Origin of the sequence: Tsuneonella rigui (assembly GCF_003958625.1) — a bacterium.
GTDB classification, from domain to species: Bacteria; Pseudomonadota; Alphaproteobacteria; order Sphingomonadales; family Sphingomonadaceae; genus Tsuneonella; species Tsuneonella rigui.
This window is the reverse complement of sequence record NZ_RSEL01000005.1, coordinates 74,227-90,293: the sequence shown is the minus strand read 5'-3', so window position 1 is coordinate 90,293 and position 16,067 is coordinate 74,227. Positions and strand designations below refer to the sequence as shown.

Genomic DNA, 16,067 nt, shown 5'->3' with positions numbered 1-16,067 from the left:
TTTTAGGCACCATGTCCCAAGCCCCCCATCCTTCTGCCCCCCAGCCGATCCAGGTCGGCCCGGTGACGGTCGCCACGCCGGTGGTCCTCGCGCCGATGACGGGAGTCACCGACATGCCGTTCCGCGCGCTCGTGCGCCGCTACGGCTCGGGCCTCAATGTGACCGAGATGGTGGCGAGCGAGGCGGCCATCCGCGAGACGCGCCAGTCGATCCAGAAGGCGGCGTGGGCCCCCATCGAGGATCCGGTCTCGATGCAACTCGTCGGCTGCGATCCGGTCTCGATGGCCGAAGCGGCCAAGCTCAGCGCCGATCGAGGCGCGGCAATCATCGACATCAACTTCGGCTGCCCGGTGCGCAAGGTGGTCGGCCAGTACGCCGGCTCCGCGCTGATGCGCGAAGTGCCGCTGGCGGTCCGGCTGATGGAGGCCGTGGTCAACGCGGTCGACGTGCCGGTTACCGTCAAGATGCGGATGGGCTGGGATCACGACAGCCTCAACGCACCAGAACTCGCCCGCATGGCCGAGGATCTCGGCGTCAAGATGGTCGCGATCCACGGCCGCACCCGCAACCAGATGTACAAGGGCAGCGCCGACTGGGCGTTCGTGCGCAAGGTCAAGGACGCGGTGTCGATCCCGGTGATCGTCAACGGCGACATCTGCTCGATCGACGACGCGGCGCAGGCGCTGGCGCAATCGGGCGCCGACGGCGTCATGATCGGCCGCGGCGCCTATGGCCGCCCGTGGTTGCTCGGCCAGGTCATGCACTGGTGGAGGACGGGCGAGAGGCTGGCCGATCCCGATATCGACGAACAGCACGCGGTGATCGTCGAGCACTACCGCGCGATGCTGAATCACTACGGCGAAGACACCGGCGTCAAGATGGCCCGCAAGCACATCGGCTGGTATACCAAGGGCCTCCACGGCTCGGCCGACTTCCGCAACAAGGTCAACTTCATCGACAAGGCCGACCAGGTGCTGGGCGAGATCGACCGTTTCTACGAGCCGCTGCTGCGCCGGAAGGCGGCGTGACCGGAGAGGGCGGGGCGCCAGGACCGCGCGAGCAACTCGCCGGCCTCGTCTTCGCACTCCTGCTGATCGACCCCGATCTCGTCATTGCCGAGGCCAACCCGGCGAGCGAGGACATGCTCGGCCGCAGCGCGCATCGGCTGGTGGGCTCTCCGCTATTCGATGTCGTCCAGGTCGACGACGCGCGGATCACGGTCCATTCGCGCGACGACGACGCGCCGCTCGTGGCTCGAGGGGTAGTCATCCGCGCGGGCGGGGAAGAGCGCAAGGTCAACCTCACGATGTCACCCTTGCCGACGCATCCGGGCTGGCGCGTTGTCACCTTGTCCGACGCCGGCCAGGATGACACCCCCGATGGCGACCGGGGCGAAGCCGCGCTCAGCGCACCCTCGGTACTCGCCCACGAGATCAAGAACCCGCTCGCCGCCATCCGAGGTGCCGGCCAACTGATCGCGCGCAAGCTGAGCGACGACGACCGCCCGCTCGCCGATTTGATCGCCACCGAGGTGACCCGGATCGCCGCGCTGATCGACCGGATGCAGCGGATCGGCGCGCGCAATGCGGAACCGAACACAGCGCTCAACCTCCACGAGGCCGTACGCCGCGCCATCGCCACCGTGCGCGGAGCGGGGCTGGGGGACGTAGAGCTGGTCGAGGAATTCGATCCGTCGCTCCCGCCGGTGGCGGGCAACGCGGAGGCGCTGGAGCAGGTGGTGATCAACTTGCTCGCCAATGCACGCGATGCGAGTGCAGGGCGCGAAGGCGCGCGGATCACGGTGCGCACGCGCTACGTCAGCGGTCTGATCTACAATGCGATGCGGCCCGGCCGCTCGGTGCGACTGCCGATCGAGTTGACGGTCAGCGACAACGGGGCGGGCATCGACCCCAAGCTGCGCGATCACGTATTCGAGCCATTTGTCAGCAATAAGCAAGGCGGGCAGGGCCTCGGCTTGGCGCTGGTGCACCGCCTGGTCCGCGACATGGAGGGCCGCATTGCCCACGAACGCGATGAGCGTGCGGGCCTGACCCATTTCCGCGTCCACCTGCCGGTGGCGAAGCAGGAGGGACGGCGGTGACGGCGAGAATACTGCTGGTGGAAGACGACGCGGCGATCGCGACGGTCATTTCCACCGCGCTCAAGGATGAAGGGTTCGCGCTCGACCGCGCTGCCTCGATCGCCGAGCGCGATCAGTTGCTGGCCGGCAACACCTATGCGGTGATGCTGACCGACGTCGTACTACCGGATGGCGACGGGATCGCCACGCTTGCGGCGGCGCGTGCCAGGCATCCCGACTTGCCGGTTATCGTCCTGTCGGCGCAGAATACACTCGATACCGCGGTGCGCGCGACCGAGATCGCGGCGTTCGAGTACTTCCCCAAGCCGTTCGACCTCGAAGAACTCGTGCGAGCAGTGGTGCAGGCCGCGGGCCAACGCGGCGAGGTTGCCCAAAGCGTTGAAGACGCAAGCGACGCACTGCCGCTGGTTGGCCGCAGCCAGGCGATGCAGGGCGTGTACCGGATGATCACGCGCGTCTTGCGCAACGACCTGACGGTGCTGATCCTGGGCGAATCGGGTACCGGCAAGGAGCTGGTGGCCGAAGCGATCCACCAGCTCGGTCATCGCCGGACGGGTCCCTTCGTCGCGGTCAACGCCGCCGCCATCCCGCGCGACCTGCTCGAAAGCGAGCTGTTCGGGCACGAGAAGGGCGCCTTCACCGGCGCGACCTCCCAAGCGATCGGCAAGTTCGAGCAAGCCAACGGCGGCACCCTGTTCCTCGACGAGATCGGCGACATGCCCGCCGATGCGCAAACCCGGCTGCTGCGCGCGCTGCAATCGGGGCGCATCCGCCGGGTCGGGGGGCGGCAGGAAATCGCGGTCAACGTGCGCATCCTTGCGGCGACCAATCGTGACCTCGGCCCCATGATTGCGGCCGGCACTTTCCGCGAAGACCTCTATTATCGCCTCGCGGTAGTGCCGATTGAGTTGCCGCCGTTGCGTGAGCGCAGCGGCGACGTTCCCGCGCTCGCGCGGCACTTCCTGACACAGGCGGCGGGTGAGGGGTTGCCACGCAGACGGATCGACGCCGAGGGTGCGGCGGCTCTGGAGCGCCGCCCGTGGCGCGGCAATGTCCGCGAGTTGCGCAACGCGGTGTACCGCCTCGCACTGCTCGCCCGCGAAGATACGATCGATGGCGATGCGGTGGAGGCCGTGCTCGGCGCCGCGCGCGACGCAACGACCGCTGCCTCGCCGGTCGGTCTCGCCGAAGCGCTCGACCTGTGGCTGCGCGAGACCCGTCCGCCCGAGGGACGGCTTTACGACAGCGCCATCGCAGAACTCGAGCGCCCCCTGTTCGCCCACGCACTGGCGGAGACTGGCGGCAACCAGCTGCGCGCCGCGCGCCTGCTCGGCATTAACCGCAACACGCTGCGCAAACGGCTGACCGATCTCGGCCTCGACCCCGAGGCGTGCGCACGGCGTGACTGATTGCTTCGGCGGGCCGCCGAAAAGCACTTGCAAATCTGCAACAGCCCAGTTGTAACCGCGCAACGATGGCTTCGCATCCGCTTGCAACCGCGGCCGACCGGCCCGCCCGGCGCAGTCCGCGCTGGTGGCGCAAGTTCGTGGTCGCGAGCCGGCGGGCAAATTTCTACCTGATCCTCGAAATCATCGCCACGCTCACCTTCCTGCCGATGGTGTGGACGACGTGGTACACCTTCGCCACTCCGCCGGCCGAAGGGCAGCTGATGTCCTCGCAACAGGTTGCCTTGCTGCTGCTGGGCACGTTGGTGCCGGCGATGACGCTGCTGGTTCTGATGGGACGCCGCCTGGCGCTCAGGCGGGCGGAGGGCGGCACCGCCCGGCTGCACGTCCGCCTGGTGTTCTTCTTCTCGCTGATCGCCGCGATCCCGACGCTGCTGGTGGTGGGCTTTGCCGCCTTCCTGTTCCAGTCGGGCGTCGACTTCTGGTTCTCCGACAGCTCACGCGGGGTGATGCAGAACGCCAACGCGCTGGCGCGCGGCTACTACGAGCAGAACCAGGTGCAGGTCGCCGACAACACCGTCTCGATGGCCAACGTGATGCAGTATTACCTGCAGCGTTACCCGCTGACCGAACCGGCTGTGACCGATGTCTACATCCAGCAGGTCAGGCAGCTCGAACTGAATGAGTCGGCGATCCTGCAACAGGTCCCTGACGGTTCGTTCCGCGTCGCCGTCCTCAGCAACATCAGCTCGGATGATCGTGTCACCAAGGTCGCGGCTGCCGCCTTGCCGGAACTCAAGGCCGGCAACCCCATCTACGTCACCGGCAATTCAGTGCGGATCGAAGCGGTAGCGGCGATCGACCTGAAAGCCGGGATATTCCTCTATGCCGCGCGCAATACCGAGGCGACGAGCTTCAGCCAGTGGTCGCGCGCGCAGTCGGTGGTCGCGTCTTACGACATGCTCGCCAAACGAGCGAGGGCGTTGCAGTTGCGGTTCAACCTCGCACTGTTCTTCGTCAGCCTGGCGCTGGTGGGGCTCGCCGTGTGGTTCGCGCTGCGCTTCGCCGACCGCCAGGTCAAGCCGTTGACCGAGCTGGTCACCGCCGCGCGCAAGGTCGGCGCCGGGAACTTCGCCGTTCGCGTCGAAGGGCGCACCGGGCCCGACGAGATCGGTATGCTCAATCGCGCGTTCAACCGCATGGCTGGCCAGATTGAGCAGCAAACCACTGCGCTGGTCGGAGCCAACCGCCAGCTCGAGGAACGGCGCGCCTTTATCGAAGCGGTGGTGGAATCGATTACCGCCGGCATCGTCACCGTGGATCCGGACGGGCGCGTGCTGCTGATGAATAGCTCCGCGCAGGAGCTGCTGCTGGGCGAGAAGGGACCGGTGCCCGCCGGCTCGACCTTGGCGGAATTGGCCCCGCAGTTCGCCGATATGTCCGACGCCAGTCTCGCCGGCGGGATCGTCAACTGGAGCAAGGGGGGCGAGCTTTTGACGCTCGCGGTCAAGGTCGGCGCTGCGCCCGAAGGCCGGGTGATCACGTTCGAAGACATCACCCGCCAGATCCTCGACCAGCGCCAGGCCGCGTGGTCCGACGTCGCGCGCCGCATCGCACACGAGATCAAGAACCCGCTCACGCCGATCCAGCTCGCCACCGAGCGGTTGAAACGACGCTATCGCAAGCAGATCGACAGCGACGGCGAGCTGTTCGACGAGCTGACCAGCACCATCGTTCGCCAGGTCGGTGACCTTCGCAAGATGGTCGACGAATTCTCCAGCTTCGCCCGCCTGCCCAAGCCGGTGTTCCGGCCGGAAGACGCGCACGACCTCGTCAAGCAGGCGCTGTTCCTGCAGGAAGTGGCGCATCCGGAGATCGATTTCCGCCTGATCTCGGACAGCGAGAGCAGCATCGTGATCGCATGCGACCGGCATCAGTTCGGCCAGGCAATGACCAACGTGCTCAAGAACGCGGTCGAGGCGATCGATGCACGCGGACGGGGGGCCGACGTGGACTATCGCGGCCGCATCCGCGTCACGCTCGAGACCACCGCCGAGATGCTCTCCGTCACCGTCGAGGACAACGGCGTCGGCCTGCCGCAGGACCGCGAGCGGATCGTCGAGCCGTACGTGACCACCCGGGAAAAGGGGACCGGGCTGGGCCTCGCGATCGTCAACAAGATCGTCGAGGAGCATGGGGGCGAAATGACGTTTGCGGGGGCGCCCGACGGCGGCACCCGCGTGGTGCTGCGCTTTGCCCGCGACCCGCTCGCCGCGGGCGCGGTAGCGGCCGAATGAATTCTGGAAAGGACTTACCCTAGATGGCCCTCGATATTCTGATCGTCGACGACGAGCGCGACATCCGCGAGCTCGTCGCGGGGGTCCTCAGCGACGAAGGCTACGAATGCCGCACCGCCGGCGACAGCACCTCCGCGCTCGCGGCGGTCGATGCCCGGCGGCCGAGCCTGGTCCTGCTCGACGTGTGGCTCCACGGCAGCCAGATGGACGGGTTGGAAGTGCTCGACGAGATCAAGAAGCGCGAGCCTGAGCTGCCGGTGATCATCTTCTCCGGCCATGGCAACATCGACACGGCGGTCTCCGCGGTCGGCCGCGGTGCAATGGACTTCATCGAAAAGCCGTTCGAGGCCGAAAAGCTGCTGCTGCTGGTGCAGCGCGCAACGGAGACCGAACGCTTGCGGCGCGAGAACACCCGCCTGCGCGAAGGGTTCGCGCGGGGCGAGGAGTTCACCGGTAACTCCGCCGCGATCAACACGGTGCGCGCTACCTTGAAGCGGGTCGCCAGCACCGGCAGCCGGGTGATGATCAGCGGCCCGGGCGGATCGGGCAAGGAAGTCGCCGCGCGCCTGCTCCACGCCTGGAGCAACCGCGCCGACAACGCCTTCGTGATCGTCAATTCCGCCCGCATCACGCCGGAACGCTTCGAGCAGGAGCTGTTCGGCGAGGAAGCGGACGGCAAGCTTCTGCGGCCAGGACTGCTCGAGCTCGCGGACGGCGGCACGCTCTATCTCGACGAAGTGGCCGACATGCCGCTGTCGACCCAGGCCCGCATCCTCCGCGTGCTGACCGAGCAGAGCTTCGTGCGCGTCGGCGGTAACCGGCAGATCGCGGTGGATGTCCGGGTGGTGTCCTCGACCTCGCGCGATCTCGCCGGCGAGATGGAGGAGAAGAACTTCCGCGAGGACCTGTTCTACCGCCTCAACGTGGTGCCGGTGACGATCCCCTCGCTTGCCGAGCGGCGCGATGACATTCCCGCGCTCGCTGAGCACTTCTTCACCCGCTACGCCGCCGAACAGGGCATCACCGCGCCAGAGCTTTCCGAAGAGGCGATCGCTGCGCTGCAGGCCTACGACTGGCCGGGAAACGTGCGCCAACTGCGCAACGTGGTCGAGCGCACGGTCATCCTCACCCCGCGCGAGCGGCTGGTGACGGTCGAGGCCGACATGCTGCCGACCGAAGTGACCGGCGGACGCCTGGGCGGGGGAGGGGGCATCTCCGCGATGATGGGGGTGCCGCTGCGTGAGGCGCGCGAAAGCTTCGAGCGCGAATACCTGACCATCCAGATTCGCCGTTTCTCCGGCAATATTTCCAAGACCGCCAGCTTCATCGGCATGGAACGCTCCGCCTTGCATCGGAAGCTCAAGCTTCTCGGCATGGGCGAACGCCGCGACGACGAATAGTCTCTCACCTGCGCCGGAACGCAGATGCAGCAAAAGCATTTGCGAATTGAGGCGGACGCCCCATAATCGGTCGCGATACCCGGTGCACGGTTTCCCAATCGTGCGCCAGATCGCGTAACCGCAGGAAAGCGGGCGCCAAGAAACGGAGACCACTCAAGTGTCCACATCCCGCACGCTGTCCGCGCGTCCTGTGCCCGCCAAGGAACGTCCCGCCAAGGAAACCGACGCGTCCGCCGGCGCCAACGGCAAGCAGCAGAGCCTGCAGGACGCGTTCCTCAACCTGCTGCGCAAGAACAAGACGCCGGTGACCATGTTCCTGGTCAAGGGTGTCAAGTTGCAGGGCATCGTCACCTGGTTCGACAACTTTTCGATCCTGCTGCGGCGCGACGGGCAGTCGCAGCTGGTCTACAAGCACGCGGTCTCGACCATCATGCCGAGCCAGCCGGTGGACGCGACCCAGTTCGCCAGCCAGCGCGCCAGCACCAAGCAGCGCCTGCTGCAGGATGTGTTCCTCAGCCGGGTGAGCGACGCTGAGGTTCAGGTGACCATGTTTCTGGTCAACGGCGTGATGCTGCAAGGCAAGATCGCCGCGTACGATCTGTTCTGCATGCTCTTGGAGCGCGAGGGCTACGTCCAGCTCGCCTACAAGCACGCCGTGTCGACCATCCAGCCGGCGACCAACGTCGACCTGAGCGACGAATTCGAAGGCGATAACGACTGAGCTTCGACGATGATCTGATGGGTGAGGTCTCGCGCGGCGCGCGGGCCGTGGTCGTGTGTCCCGACGTTCGCGGGCGGCATCATGACCTCGAGCCCGAGGCGCGGCTGGAGGAGGCGTGCGGCCTGGCGCTGGCGATCGGGATCGTCGTCGCCGACGCGTTCGTGGTGCCGGTGCGCGAGGTTCGGCCGGGCACGCTATTCGGATCGGGCCAGGTCGATAACATCGCCACCGCCTGCGAGCAGAACGAGGCCGAACTGGTGGTGGTCGACGGCGCGCTCAGTCCGATCCAGCAGCGCAATCTGGAAGACCGGCTCAAGCGCAAGGTGATCGACCGCACCGGCTTGATCCTCGAAATCTTCGGCGAGCGCGCCGCCACCGCGGAAGGGCGGCTGCAAGTCGAACTGGCGCATCTCGATTACCAGCAGAGCCGGCTGGTGCGGTCGTGGACTCACCTCGAGCGCCAGCGCGGTGGCTTCGGCTTCCTCGGCGGCCCGGGCGAGACGCAGATCGAGGCCGACCGGCGAATGATCCGCCAGCGCATGGGCCGCCTGCGCAAGGAACTGGAAGGGGTGCGCAAGACCCGCGCGCTCCACCGCGAACGGCGGGGGAGGGCGCCGTGGCCAGTGGTCGCGCTCGTCGGCTACACCAACGCCGGAAAGTCCACGCTGTTCAATCGCCTGACCGGCGCCGAAGTGATGGCGGAAGACCTGCTGTTCGCTACGCTCGACCCGACGATGCGCGCGATCGGCCTGCCAGGGGTCGAGAAGGCGATCCTGTCGGATACGGTTGGCTTCATTTCCGACCTGCCGACCCAACTCGTCGCCGCCTTCCGCGCGACGCTGGAGGAAGTGACCGGCGCCGACCTGATCCTTCACGTGCGCGACATCGCCAATCCATCGACCGCGGCGCAGAAATCGCAGGTGCTTGAAGTGCTCGGCGACCTCGGCGTGACCGAGGGGGAGGAGGGCGCCTCGATCCCGATCGTCGAAGTGTGGAACAAGATCGACCTGCTGCCGGCCGATCAGGTCGCGGAACTGATGCAGGCGGCGGACGACAGCACGATCGTGATATCCGCGGTAACGGGGGAAGGGGTGCCTGAGTTGCTCGACCGCCTCGGCGAGTTGCTGACGCAGCAGGCGCGTGTCCATGAGTTCGTGCTGCCGGCGAGCGCCGGACGGCGGATCGCATGGCTCCACGCGCATGGCGAAGTGCTCGAGGAGGAAGAGGCGGGCTCTGGTCCCGACGGCCCGCTGCGGCGGCTGGCGGTGCGGCTCAATCCCAAGGAGCTCGGCCAGTTCGAAACGCTATGAGCGCTCGCTGGCCTTGACCTGTTGCCAGAGCGCTTCCTGCTGGTCGAGCGACAGGTCGGCGAAGCCTTTGCCAACCAATGATTCCATCGCCCGGAAGCGACGTTCGAACTTGGCGTTCGCGGCTCGCAGTGCATCCTCCGGCGCGACGCCATAGGCGCGCACCAAATTGACCGCGGCGAACAGTAGGTCGCCCGCTTCCTCGAATTGCTCATCCGTCGGCGCTTCGGCGAGTTCGCGCATCTCCTCGGCGAGCTTCTCAGCCGGACCTTCGCGGTCGGGCCAATCGAACCCCGTCCGGGCCGCTCGTTTCTGCAGCTTGTCCGCGCGCATCAATGCCGGCAGCGCTGCGGCGACACCATCGAGGGCGCTTTGCGCGCCCTTGGAAGCGCGCTCCGCCGCCTTGAGCGCCTCCCAACGCTCGTCGCGGCCGCCGGGCTCAAGGGTCTCGCCGGCGAAGATATGCGGGTGCCGCGCCTCCAGCTTATCGGCGATCGAGCGGGCAACGGCGTCGAAATCGAACTGGCCGCTTTCCTCGGCGATCCGCGCCTGGAACACGACTTGGAACAGCAAGTCGCCAAGCTCGTCGCGGATATCGTCAATATCGCCGCGCGCCACCGCGTCCGCGACTTCGTAAGCTTCCTCGATCGTGTGCGGGACGATCGTCTCGAACCGCTGCGCGCGATCCCATTCGCAACCGCGTTTGGGGTCGCGCAGGGTGGCCATGATGGCGAGGAGACGGTCTAGCTGTCCGGACATATCAGGATGATAATATATATTATGTAAAGTAGTATCTAGCGCGGTAGCGGAGCCACTCACCCCGTCGCCAGCGAAAACACTAACGAGACCGCGACGAAAATGCCGACCCACGTCAGCGCGAGACGGATGTTTTCCTTCCAGCCCAATCGATATGACGCAAATGCGCTGCCGGCCAGGATCAGGCAGCCGATCAACGCTACGATGTGCACCGCCGTGAATTCATTCACAGCACGATCTCCAGGCCGTCGTAGCCGGCCTCGACGCCCGCCGGCAGCTCCGCGCTGAGCGTCGCGTAATTCATGCTCTTGTCGAGATGCGTCAGCACCATGCGCCGCACGCCGCAGCGCTTGGCGAGATCGAGCGCCATCTCGAGATGCGCATGTGTCGGATGTGGCCGGCGGCGAAGGCAATCGCAGACTAACAGGTCGACTCCTTTGAACAGCTCGACCATGGCCGGCACGATTTCACTGAAGTCCGTCGCGTAACCGATTGATTTTCCGTCTGCATCGAATCGGAATCCCGTCGAACGCGCGGGTCCATGCGGCATCAGGCAGTGGCCGATGCCGAACCCGGCGAAAATCCGCAGCCGCTCCAGCGTGCTGAGTTCGCAGATGGTCGGATATCCGTGCTCGCCCGCGAACACATAGCTGAAGCGCGCGCGTAGCCGGCGCGCGGTCTCTTCGCCGGCGAACCCCGGCAACGGACCCGAGCGATCGTAGCGCATCACCCGAAGGTCATCGATGCCGTGGCAATGATCGGCGTGATCGTGTGTCCAGAACACGCCGTCCACGCTGCCGATGCGGTTGGCGAGCAGCTGCTGGCGCAGATCCGGCGAGGTATCGACCAGCAGGCGCTTGCCTTCGCGGCTTTCGACGATGATCGATACGCGCGTCCGGCGGTTCCTCGGTTCCGCCGGATCACACTCGCCCCAATCGTCGCCGATCCGCGGCACCCCGGTCGAGGTACCCGACCCGAGCATGATCAGCTTCACGCAGCTTTTCCGAACAACGCGAAGAAGTTGGCGGATGTTGTTTCCGCGAGCTCTTCAGTCTCGACACCGCGCAGGTTGGCGACGAACGCCGCGGTGTCGCGCACGAACGCCGGCTCGCACGGCTTGCCGCGGTGCGGCACGGGGGCGAGGAAGGGGCTGTCGGTCTCGACCAGCAGGCGATCGGACGGTACGTCCTTCGCCACCGCCTGTAGTTCGGTCGCGTTCTTGAAAGTGACGATCCCCGACAGCGAAATCGTCACGCCGAGATCCAGCACCTTGCGCGCGAAATCGGCCGAGGCGGTGAAGCAGTGGATGAGCGCGGGGAAGGCCCCCTGCTCCATTTCATCGGCCAGGATCGCAGCGGTATCGTCCTCCGCATCGCGGGTATGGATGATGATCGGTAGCCCGGTTTCGCGCGCCACGCCGATGTGCACGCGGAACAGGTCACGCTGCACCGCGCGGTCGGACTTGTCGTAGTAGTAGTCGAGCCCGGTCTCGCCGATGCCGATTACCTTGGGGTGTCCAGCCGCAACAAACAGCGCCTCGCGGCCAAGGTCCGCGTGGGCATCGGCCTCATGCGGATGGATGCCCACGCTCGCCCACACGTCGGGCTCGCGTTCGGCTGTGGCGATCACCCGGTCCCACTCGCTCCGCCGGGTCGAGATGTTCAGCATGCCGGTGACCCCGGCATCGCGGGCGCGCTGGAGGACGGCAGGCTGGTCTTCGACCAGGCGCTCGTATTCGAGGTGACAGTGGCTGTCGATTAGCCTCACGCGCCATCCTCGTCCGGCAACTCGAGCCGCGGGAACACGCCCACCGGCTGCGACAGGCGGAAGCCCGAGGCAACCAGGCGCTCGTACCACCCGGCATCCGCCAAAGCGGCATAGTCCCGCTCGTCCGCCGGGATGCCCATCTGGTCGAGCAGGCGGTCGGCCGAAGTCGGCACCACCGGACGGATCGCAATCGCCAGGTTACGCACCGCCTCGAACAACGTCAGCAGCACCGCCCGCATCCGCTCGGAATCGGTCTTGCGCAAGGTCCAAGGCGCCTGCTCGTCGACATACTGGTTGCACGCGAACACCGCGCGCATCCACGCCTCGATCCCGACCGAGAAATCGAGCGCCTCGAACGCGGCTGTCAGGTCGCCTGTTCCAGCGCTGTTCACCGCCGAATGAAGCGCTTCATCGACATCCGCGCGCGCGTATGGCGTGAGCTCGCCTTCGAGGTTCTTGAAGATCATCGACAGCACCCGCTGCGCCAGGTTGCCGAAGCTGTTGGCGAGCTCGGCGTTGCAGCGCGTCACGATCGCCTCGGACGAAAAGCCGCCGTCCTTGCCGAACGGCACTTCGGCGAGCAGGAAATAACGCAGTTGATCGACCCCGAACCGCTCCGCCAGTTCCAGCGGATCGACCACATTGCCGAGCGACTTCGACATCTTCTCGCCCCGGTGGAGCAGGAAGCCGTGCCCGAATACCGACTTGGGCGCGGGCAGTCCCGCGCTTTTGAGGAACGCCGGCCAATACACCGTATGGAAGCGGACGATGTCCTTGCCGATCAAGTGCAAGTCGGCAGGCCAGAAGCGATCGAACTCCCCTTCCCGCTCCGGAAAACCGATACCGGTGAGGTAGGTCGTCAATGCATCGACCCACACGTACATGACGTGCCCCGGGCTGCCCGGCACCGGCACGCCCCAGTCGAAGCTGGTGCGCGAAACTGAAAGGTCGCGCAGTTCTTGTCCCTTGAGGAACGCGAGCACCTCATTCCGCCGGCTCTCGGGTTCGAGGAAGCCGGGAGATTCGTTCAATTCAATCAGATAGTCGCGATACTTCGAAAGCCGGAAGAACCAGCTTTCCTCGACATTCCATTCGACCGCGGTACCCTGAGGAGAGAGCTTCTTCCCGCCCTCGCCCTCGACCAGTTCGCTCTCGTCGTAGAACGCCTCGTCGCGGATCGAATACCAGCCTTCGTATCGATCGAGATAAAGATCGCCAGCCGCCGCCATCGCCTCCCAGATCGCCACACTGGCGGCGTGGTGCTGTGCCTCGGTGGTCCGCCGGAAGGCGCTGTAATCGATGTGAAGAGTCGCGCACATATCACGGAAATAACTCGACATCTCGCTCGCGAACTCGAGCGTGTCGCGCCCCGATTCGCGCGCGGTCTTGTCCATCTTCAGCCCGTGCTCGTCGGTCCCGGTGACGAGCCGCACGTCAAACCCCTGCGCCTTCTTGAAGCGGGCGATGACGTCTGCCGCGATCGCCTCATAGGCGTGGCCGATGTGCGGCTTGCCGTTGGGATAGCTGATCGCGGTGGTGAGGTAGTAGGGCTCAGGCATCGGCGCGCTGGCTAGCGGCGGCGGCCGAAGCGAGCAACCCGCCGATTTGCATTACCAGCAGCGCGGGATCGAAGTTGTAGGTCGGCGCCTGGGCAGTCAGCCGCACCAGATCGGCATGCGCCTCGACGATCGCTGGAAGCCGGTCCTTCGGGGCATGTTGAACCATTTGTGCGAGGTTTGCGCGCGCCAGATCGAGCGTTGCGGCGATCCGCGCGCGGTCCGGCCGGGCGCCGATCTCTTCCGCCAGCTTGCCGCGCAAGGTGAACTGTGGATCCCCCTCGGCGACGATCCGCCGCATCAGCGTGTCGAGCGGGCCGAGGCCCTGCGCCACGAAATCGAGCGCTGCCCCTGGTGAACCCGCCGCCGCCGTAACGGCTGCCTGGCGGGTCGCGCCGTCCGCTTCGGGCGCTTGCTCGGCGATCAGACATGCGACCGCTTCGTCTGGCAGCGGCGCGAACCGCAAGACCCGGCACCGTGAGCGGATCGTCGGCAGCAGACGCGCAGATCGATGCGCTACCAGCAGGAAAAACGTCCCCGCCGGCGGCTCCTCGAGCGACTTCAGCAGCGCGTTGGAGGCCGAAGTTTCGAGGTCGTCGGCCGGGTCGATCACGATCGCACGGCGGCTTCCCAGCGTCGGACGGGTCGCAAGCCGGCGCTGCATCTCGCGCACCTGGCTGACCTTGATGTTCCGCGCGAGTTCGTAATCCTGGCCCGCCTCGCGCTTCTTCTCTTCCTTGTCGTCCTTGGGAAGGTGCGTGAGGACGATCACATCGGGATGCGGCCCATCGGGTTGCGGCACGCCGGCTTCAGCGACCAGTTCCCGCGCGGCCGCCAGCGCGAAGGCAGACTTGCCGAGGCCTTTCTTGCCAGCGAGCAGCCAGGCATGGTGCATCCGTGCGCCAGCCATAGCCTCGCGCCATTCGCGCCATGCGTCGTTGTGACCGAGGAGCGTCATACGCTGCCGATCAGCGGCGCGAGCGCCTCAAGAACCCGCGTGTGAACCTCGTCCGGCGAGCCGCTGCCATCGATAGTGACGATGCTCGCGGACTCGTCTTCGGCGAAGCGCGCGAAGGCCTCGGCGACCTTGCCGTGATAGCTCTGCCCTCGCCCCCCAATCGCATCGGCAGCTCCACCATCACGCACCTCTAGCCGCTCGGCAGCGAGCCCAGGATCGATCGCGATCAGCAGCGTTAGGTCCGGTCGCAGTCCGCCGCTGCCGATGGCATGGAGCGCGCGCACAGCGTTGTCCCCCACCCCGCCGGCGCCTCCCTGATACGCGCGGCTCGAATCAACGAAGCGATCGCACACCACCCAGCGCCCTGCATCGAGCGCGGGCCGGATCCGTCTCGCGACATGATCCGCGCGCGCGGCGGCGAACAACAGCGCCTCGGCTTGCGCGCCCCATCCCTCTCCCGGCGGATCGAGTAGCAGGCCGCGGATCGCTTCGGCGCCCGGCGTCCCACCCGGCTCACGGGTGAGTTCAATTGCAAATCCCCGCGCGGCAAGGGCGTCGGCGAGGAGGCGTGCCTGGGTAGACTTGCCGCTCCCCTCCCCGCCTTCGAACGCGATGAACCGACCCCGCGCCATCAGAAAATCCCGGCGACGCCGTTGATCAGCCGCTGATACCAGTTCGCCACCGGCACGTCGGCGGCCGCGGCCAGCGGCACGCGCGACGGCCGCATGCCTTCGACGGAAATCTCAAGCTCCGCCACTTGCTCGCCCTTGGCAATCGGGGCGCGCAGCGGACCTTCGTAGTGGATCGAGAGCGTCACCTTGCCGGTCTGCCCCACCGGCAGGTCGTAGCCAACCGCAATCGGCGCTGCGAGCGCGACCGTCCGGCTGGCCCCGCCCTGCACTTCTGCTTCACCGATCGGCGCATCGCGCGCGAAAAGCGGGGCGCCAGCAAACGCCTGGAATCCCCATTCCAGGAACTCCCGGCTTGCCTGGTGCTGAATGCGCGACGAGGGTGCGCCACCGATCACCATCACCAGGCGCCGCCCGTTACGCGAGGCACTACCGAGGAAGCCGTAACCCGCCTGGTTCGTGAAGCCGGTCTTGATCCCGTCCGCACCCTCGACGACTCCGGTCACCGGATCATGGTTGCGCTGCTGGAACCCGTTAAAGCTCAACAGCCGCTTGCCGAAGTAGCGCGCATACAGGTCCGGGTGCCGGGTGATCATCGCCGAGGCGAGCGTCGCCAGATCGCGCGCGGTAACGAACGTGCGCCCTTCGTCCATCCAGCCATTGGGCGTCCCGAAATGACTGTCGCGCATGCCGATCTCACGCGCCTTGGCGTTCATCATCTCCGTCCACTTCGGCAGAGAACCCGCGATCCCTTTGCCCAACGCCGCGGCGCCATCGTTGGCGGACACCGTGGTCACACCATGGAGCAGCGCGTCCACGCTAACCCGCTGGTTGAGCTCGAGGAACATCGTCGAGCCGACCCCATGCCAGTCGGTCCACAGTTCGGGATCATTGAGGACCAGTTGGTCGGGGGAGATCTTGCCCGCATCGATCAGCTCGAACGCCGTGAACGCGGTCATCACCTTGGTGATCGAGGCGGGCATGAAGCGCCGGTCGGGCTCGCGCAAATAGAGCGTCTGGCCGCTCGACAGATCGACCAGCAGCGCGATCGGAACTTCGGGCGGAGGCGGCGCGAACGTGGGATAGGGGGTCGGCGCGTCGGCGCTGGCGGCGAGGGTGCTCACCAGCAGCGCCGGCGCCGCGAGCAAGAACTTCGTACGATGGATCAA

Annotated in this window: 15 protein-coding genes; 7 read left to right on the top strand and 8 right to left on the bottom strand. The window is 66.4% G+C overall.

The features are described from left to right. Positions 1 to 11 precede the first annotated feature (11 nt). From dusB to hflX, 7 genes are all read left to right on the top strand, one after another. A complete protein-coding gene (gene dusB / locus ELY12_RS01145; protein ID WP_126174871.1) occupies positions 12 to 1,028 on the top strand; it encodes a tRNA dihydrouridine synthase DusB in 1,017 nt (338 codons plus the stop codon). Further along, complete coding sequence (locus ELY12_RS01140) at positions 1,025 to 2,101, top strand: two-component system sensor histidine kinase NtrB (protein WP_126174870.1); 1,077 nt, start codon at positions 1,025 to 1,027, stop codon at positions 2,099 to 2,101. The genes dusB and ELY12_RS01140 overlap by 4 nt, the downstream gene beginning before the upstream one ends. Then, positions 2,098 to 3,510 carry a sigma-54-dependent transcriptional regulator gene (locus tag ELY12_RS01135; protein WP_126174869.1) on the top strand — a complete coding sequence of 471 codons (1,413 nt, stop codon included), beginning with the start codon at positions 2,098 to 2,100 and terminating at the stop codon, positions 3,508 to 3,510. Before ELY12_RS01140 ends, ELY12_RS01135 begins: the two co-directional genes overlap by 4 nt. Positions 3,511 to 3,575: 65 nt before the next feature. Next, positions 3,576 to 5,804 (top strand): sensor histidine kinase, encoded by a 2,229-nt coding sequence (locus ELY12_RS01130; RefSeq protein ID WP_126174868.1) that lies wholly within the window; start codon positions 3,576 to 3,578, stop codon positions 5,802 to 5,804. A 23-nt stretch (positions 5,805 to 5,827) separates the two neighbouring features. After that, entirely contained in the window at positions 5,828 to 7,204 is a 1,377-nt protein-coding gene (ntrX, locus tag ELY12_RS01125; protein WP_126174867.1) for a nitrogen assimilation response regulator NtrX, read from the top strand. Positions 7,205 to 7,361: 157 nt separating this feature from the next. Next, complete coding sequence (gene hfq / locus ELY12_RS01120; RefSeq protein ID WP_126174866.1) at positions 7,362 to 7,925, top strand: RNA chaperone Hfq; 564 nt, start codon at positions 7,362 to 7,364, stop codon at positions 7,923 to 7,925. Between the two features lie 17 nt (positions 7,926 to 7,942). Continuing rightward, positions 7,943 to 9,235, top strand: a complete 1,293-nt coding sequence (gene hflX, locus ELY12_RS01115; protein WP_126174865.1) for a GTPase HflX — start codon at positions 7,943 to 7,945, stop codon at positions 9,233 to 9,235. Here hflX and mazG read toward each other — a convergent pair. From mazG to ELY12_RS01080, 8 genes are read right to left on the bottom strand one after another with little or no spacing between them, the layout of a single operon-like run. Then, entirely contained in the window at positions 9,230 to 9,991 is a 762-nt protein-coding gene (gene mazG / locus ELY12_RS01110; protein WP_126174864.1) for a nucleoside triphosphate pyrophosphohydrolase, read from the bottom strand. The two genes, hflX and mazG, sit on opposite strands and share 6 nt — an antisense overlap. A gap of 56 nt (positions 9,992 to 10,047) precedes the next feature. Beyond that, entirely contained in the window at positions 10,048 to 10,218 is a 171-nt protein-coding gene (locus ELY12_RS14195; protein WP_164549367.1) for a hypothetical protein, read from the bottom strand. Then, positions 10,215 to 10,982: an MBL fold metallo-hydrolase gene (locus ELY12_RS01105; protein ID WP_126174863.1), complete on the bottom strand. Its 768-nt coding sequence runs from the start codon at positions 10,980 to 10,982 to the stop codon at positions 10,215 to 10,217. The genes ELY12_RS14195 and ELY12_RS01105 overlap by 4 nt, the downstream gene beginning before the upstream one ends. Further along, the gene (locus tag ELY12_RS01100; RefSeq protein ID WP_126174862.1) at positions 10,979 to 11,755 is read right to left on the bottom strand and encodes a TatD family hydrolase; all 777 of its coding nucleotides are present in this window, start codon (positions 11,753 to 11,755) and stop codon (positions 10,979 to 10,981) included. The genes ELY12_RS01105 and ELY12_RS01100 overlap by 4 nt, the downstream gene beginning before the upstream one ends. After that, positions 11,752 to 13,314, bottom strand: coding sequence for a methionine--tRNA ligase (gene metG, locus ELY12_RS01095; RefSeq protein ID WP_126174861.1), 1,563 nt, complete (start codon positions 13,312 to 13,314; stop codon positions 11,752 to 11,754). The genes ELY12_RS01100 and metG overlap by 4 nt, the downstream gene beginning before the upstream one ends. Further along, on the bottom strand, positions 13,307 to 14,269 hold the full coding sequence (locus ELY12_RS01090; protein ID WP_126174860.1) for an AAA family ATPase: 963 nt from the start codon (positions 14,267 to 14,269) through the stop codon (positions 13,307 to 13,309). Before ELY12_RS01090 ends, metG begins: the two co-directional genes overlap by 8 nt. After that, complete coding sequence (gene tmk / locus ELY12_RS01085; protein WP_126174859.1) at positions 14,266 to 14,901, bottom strand: dTMP kinase; 636 nt, start codon at positions 14,899 to 14,901, stop codon at positions 14,266 to 14,268. Before tmk ends, ELY12_RS01090 begins: the two co-directional genes overlap by 4 nt. Further along, entirely contained in the window at positions 14,901 to 16,067 is a 1,167-nt protein-coding gene (locus ELY12_RS01080; RefSeq protein WP_126174858.1) for a D-alanyl-D-alanine carboxypeptidase family protein, read from the bottom strand. The genes tmk and ELY12_RS01080 overlap by 1 nt, the downstream gene beginning before the upstream one ends.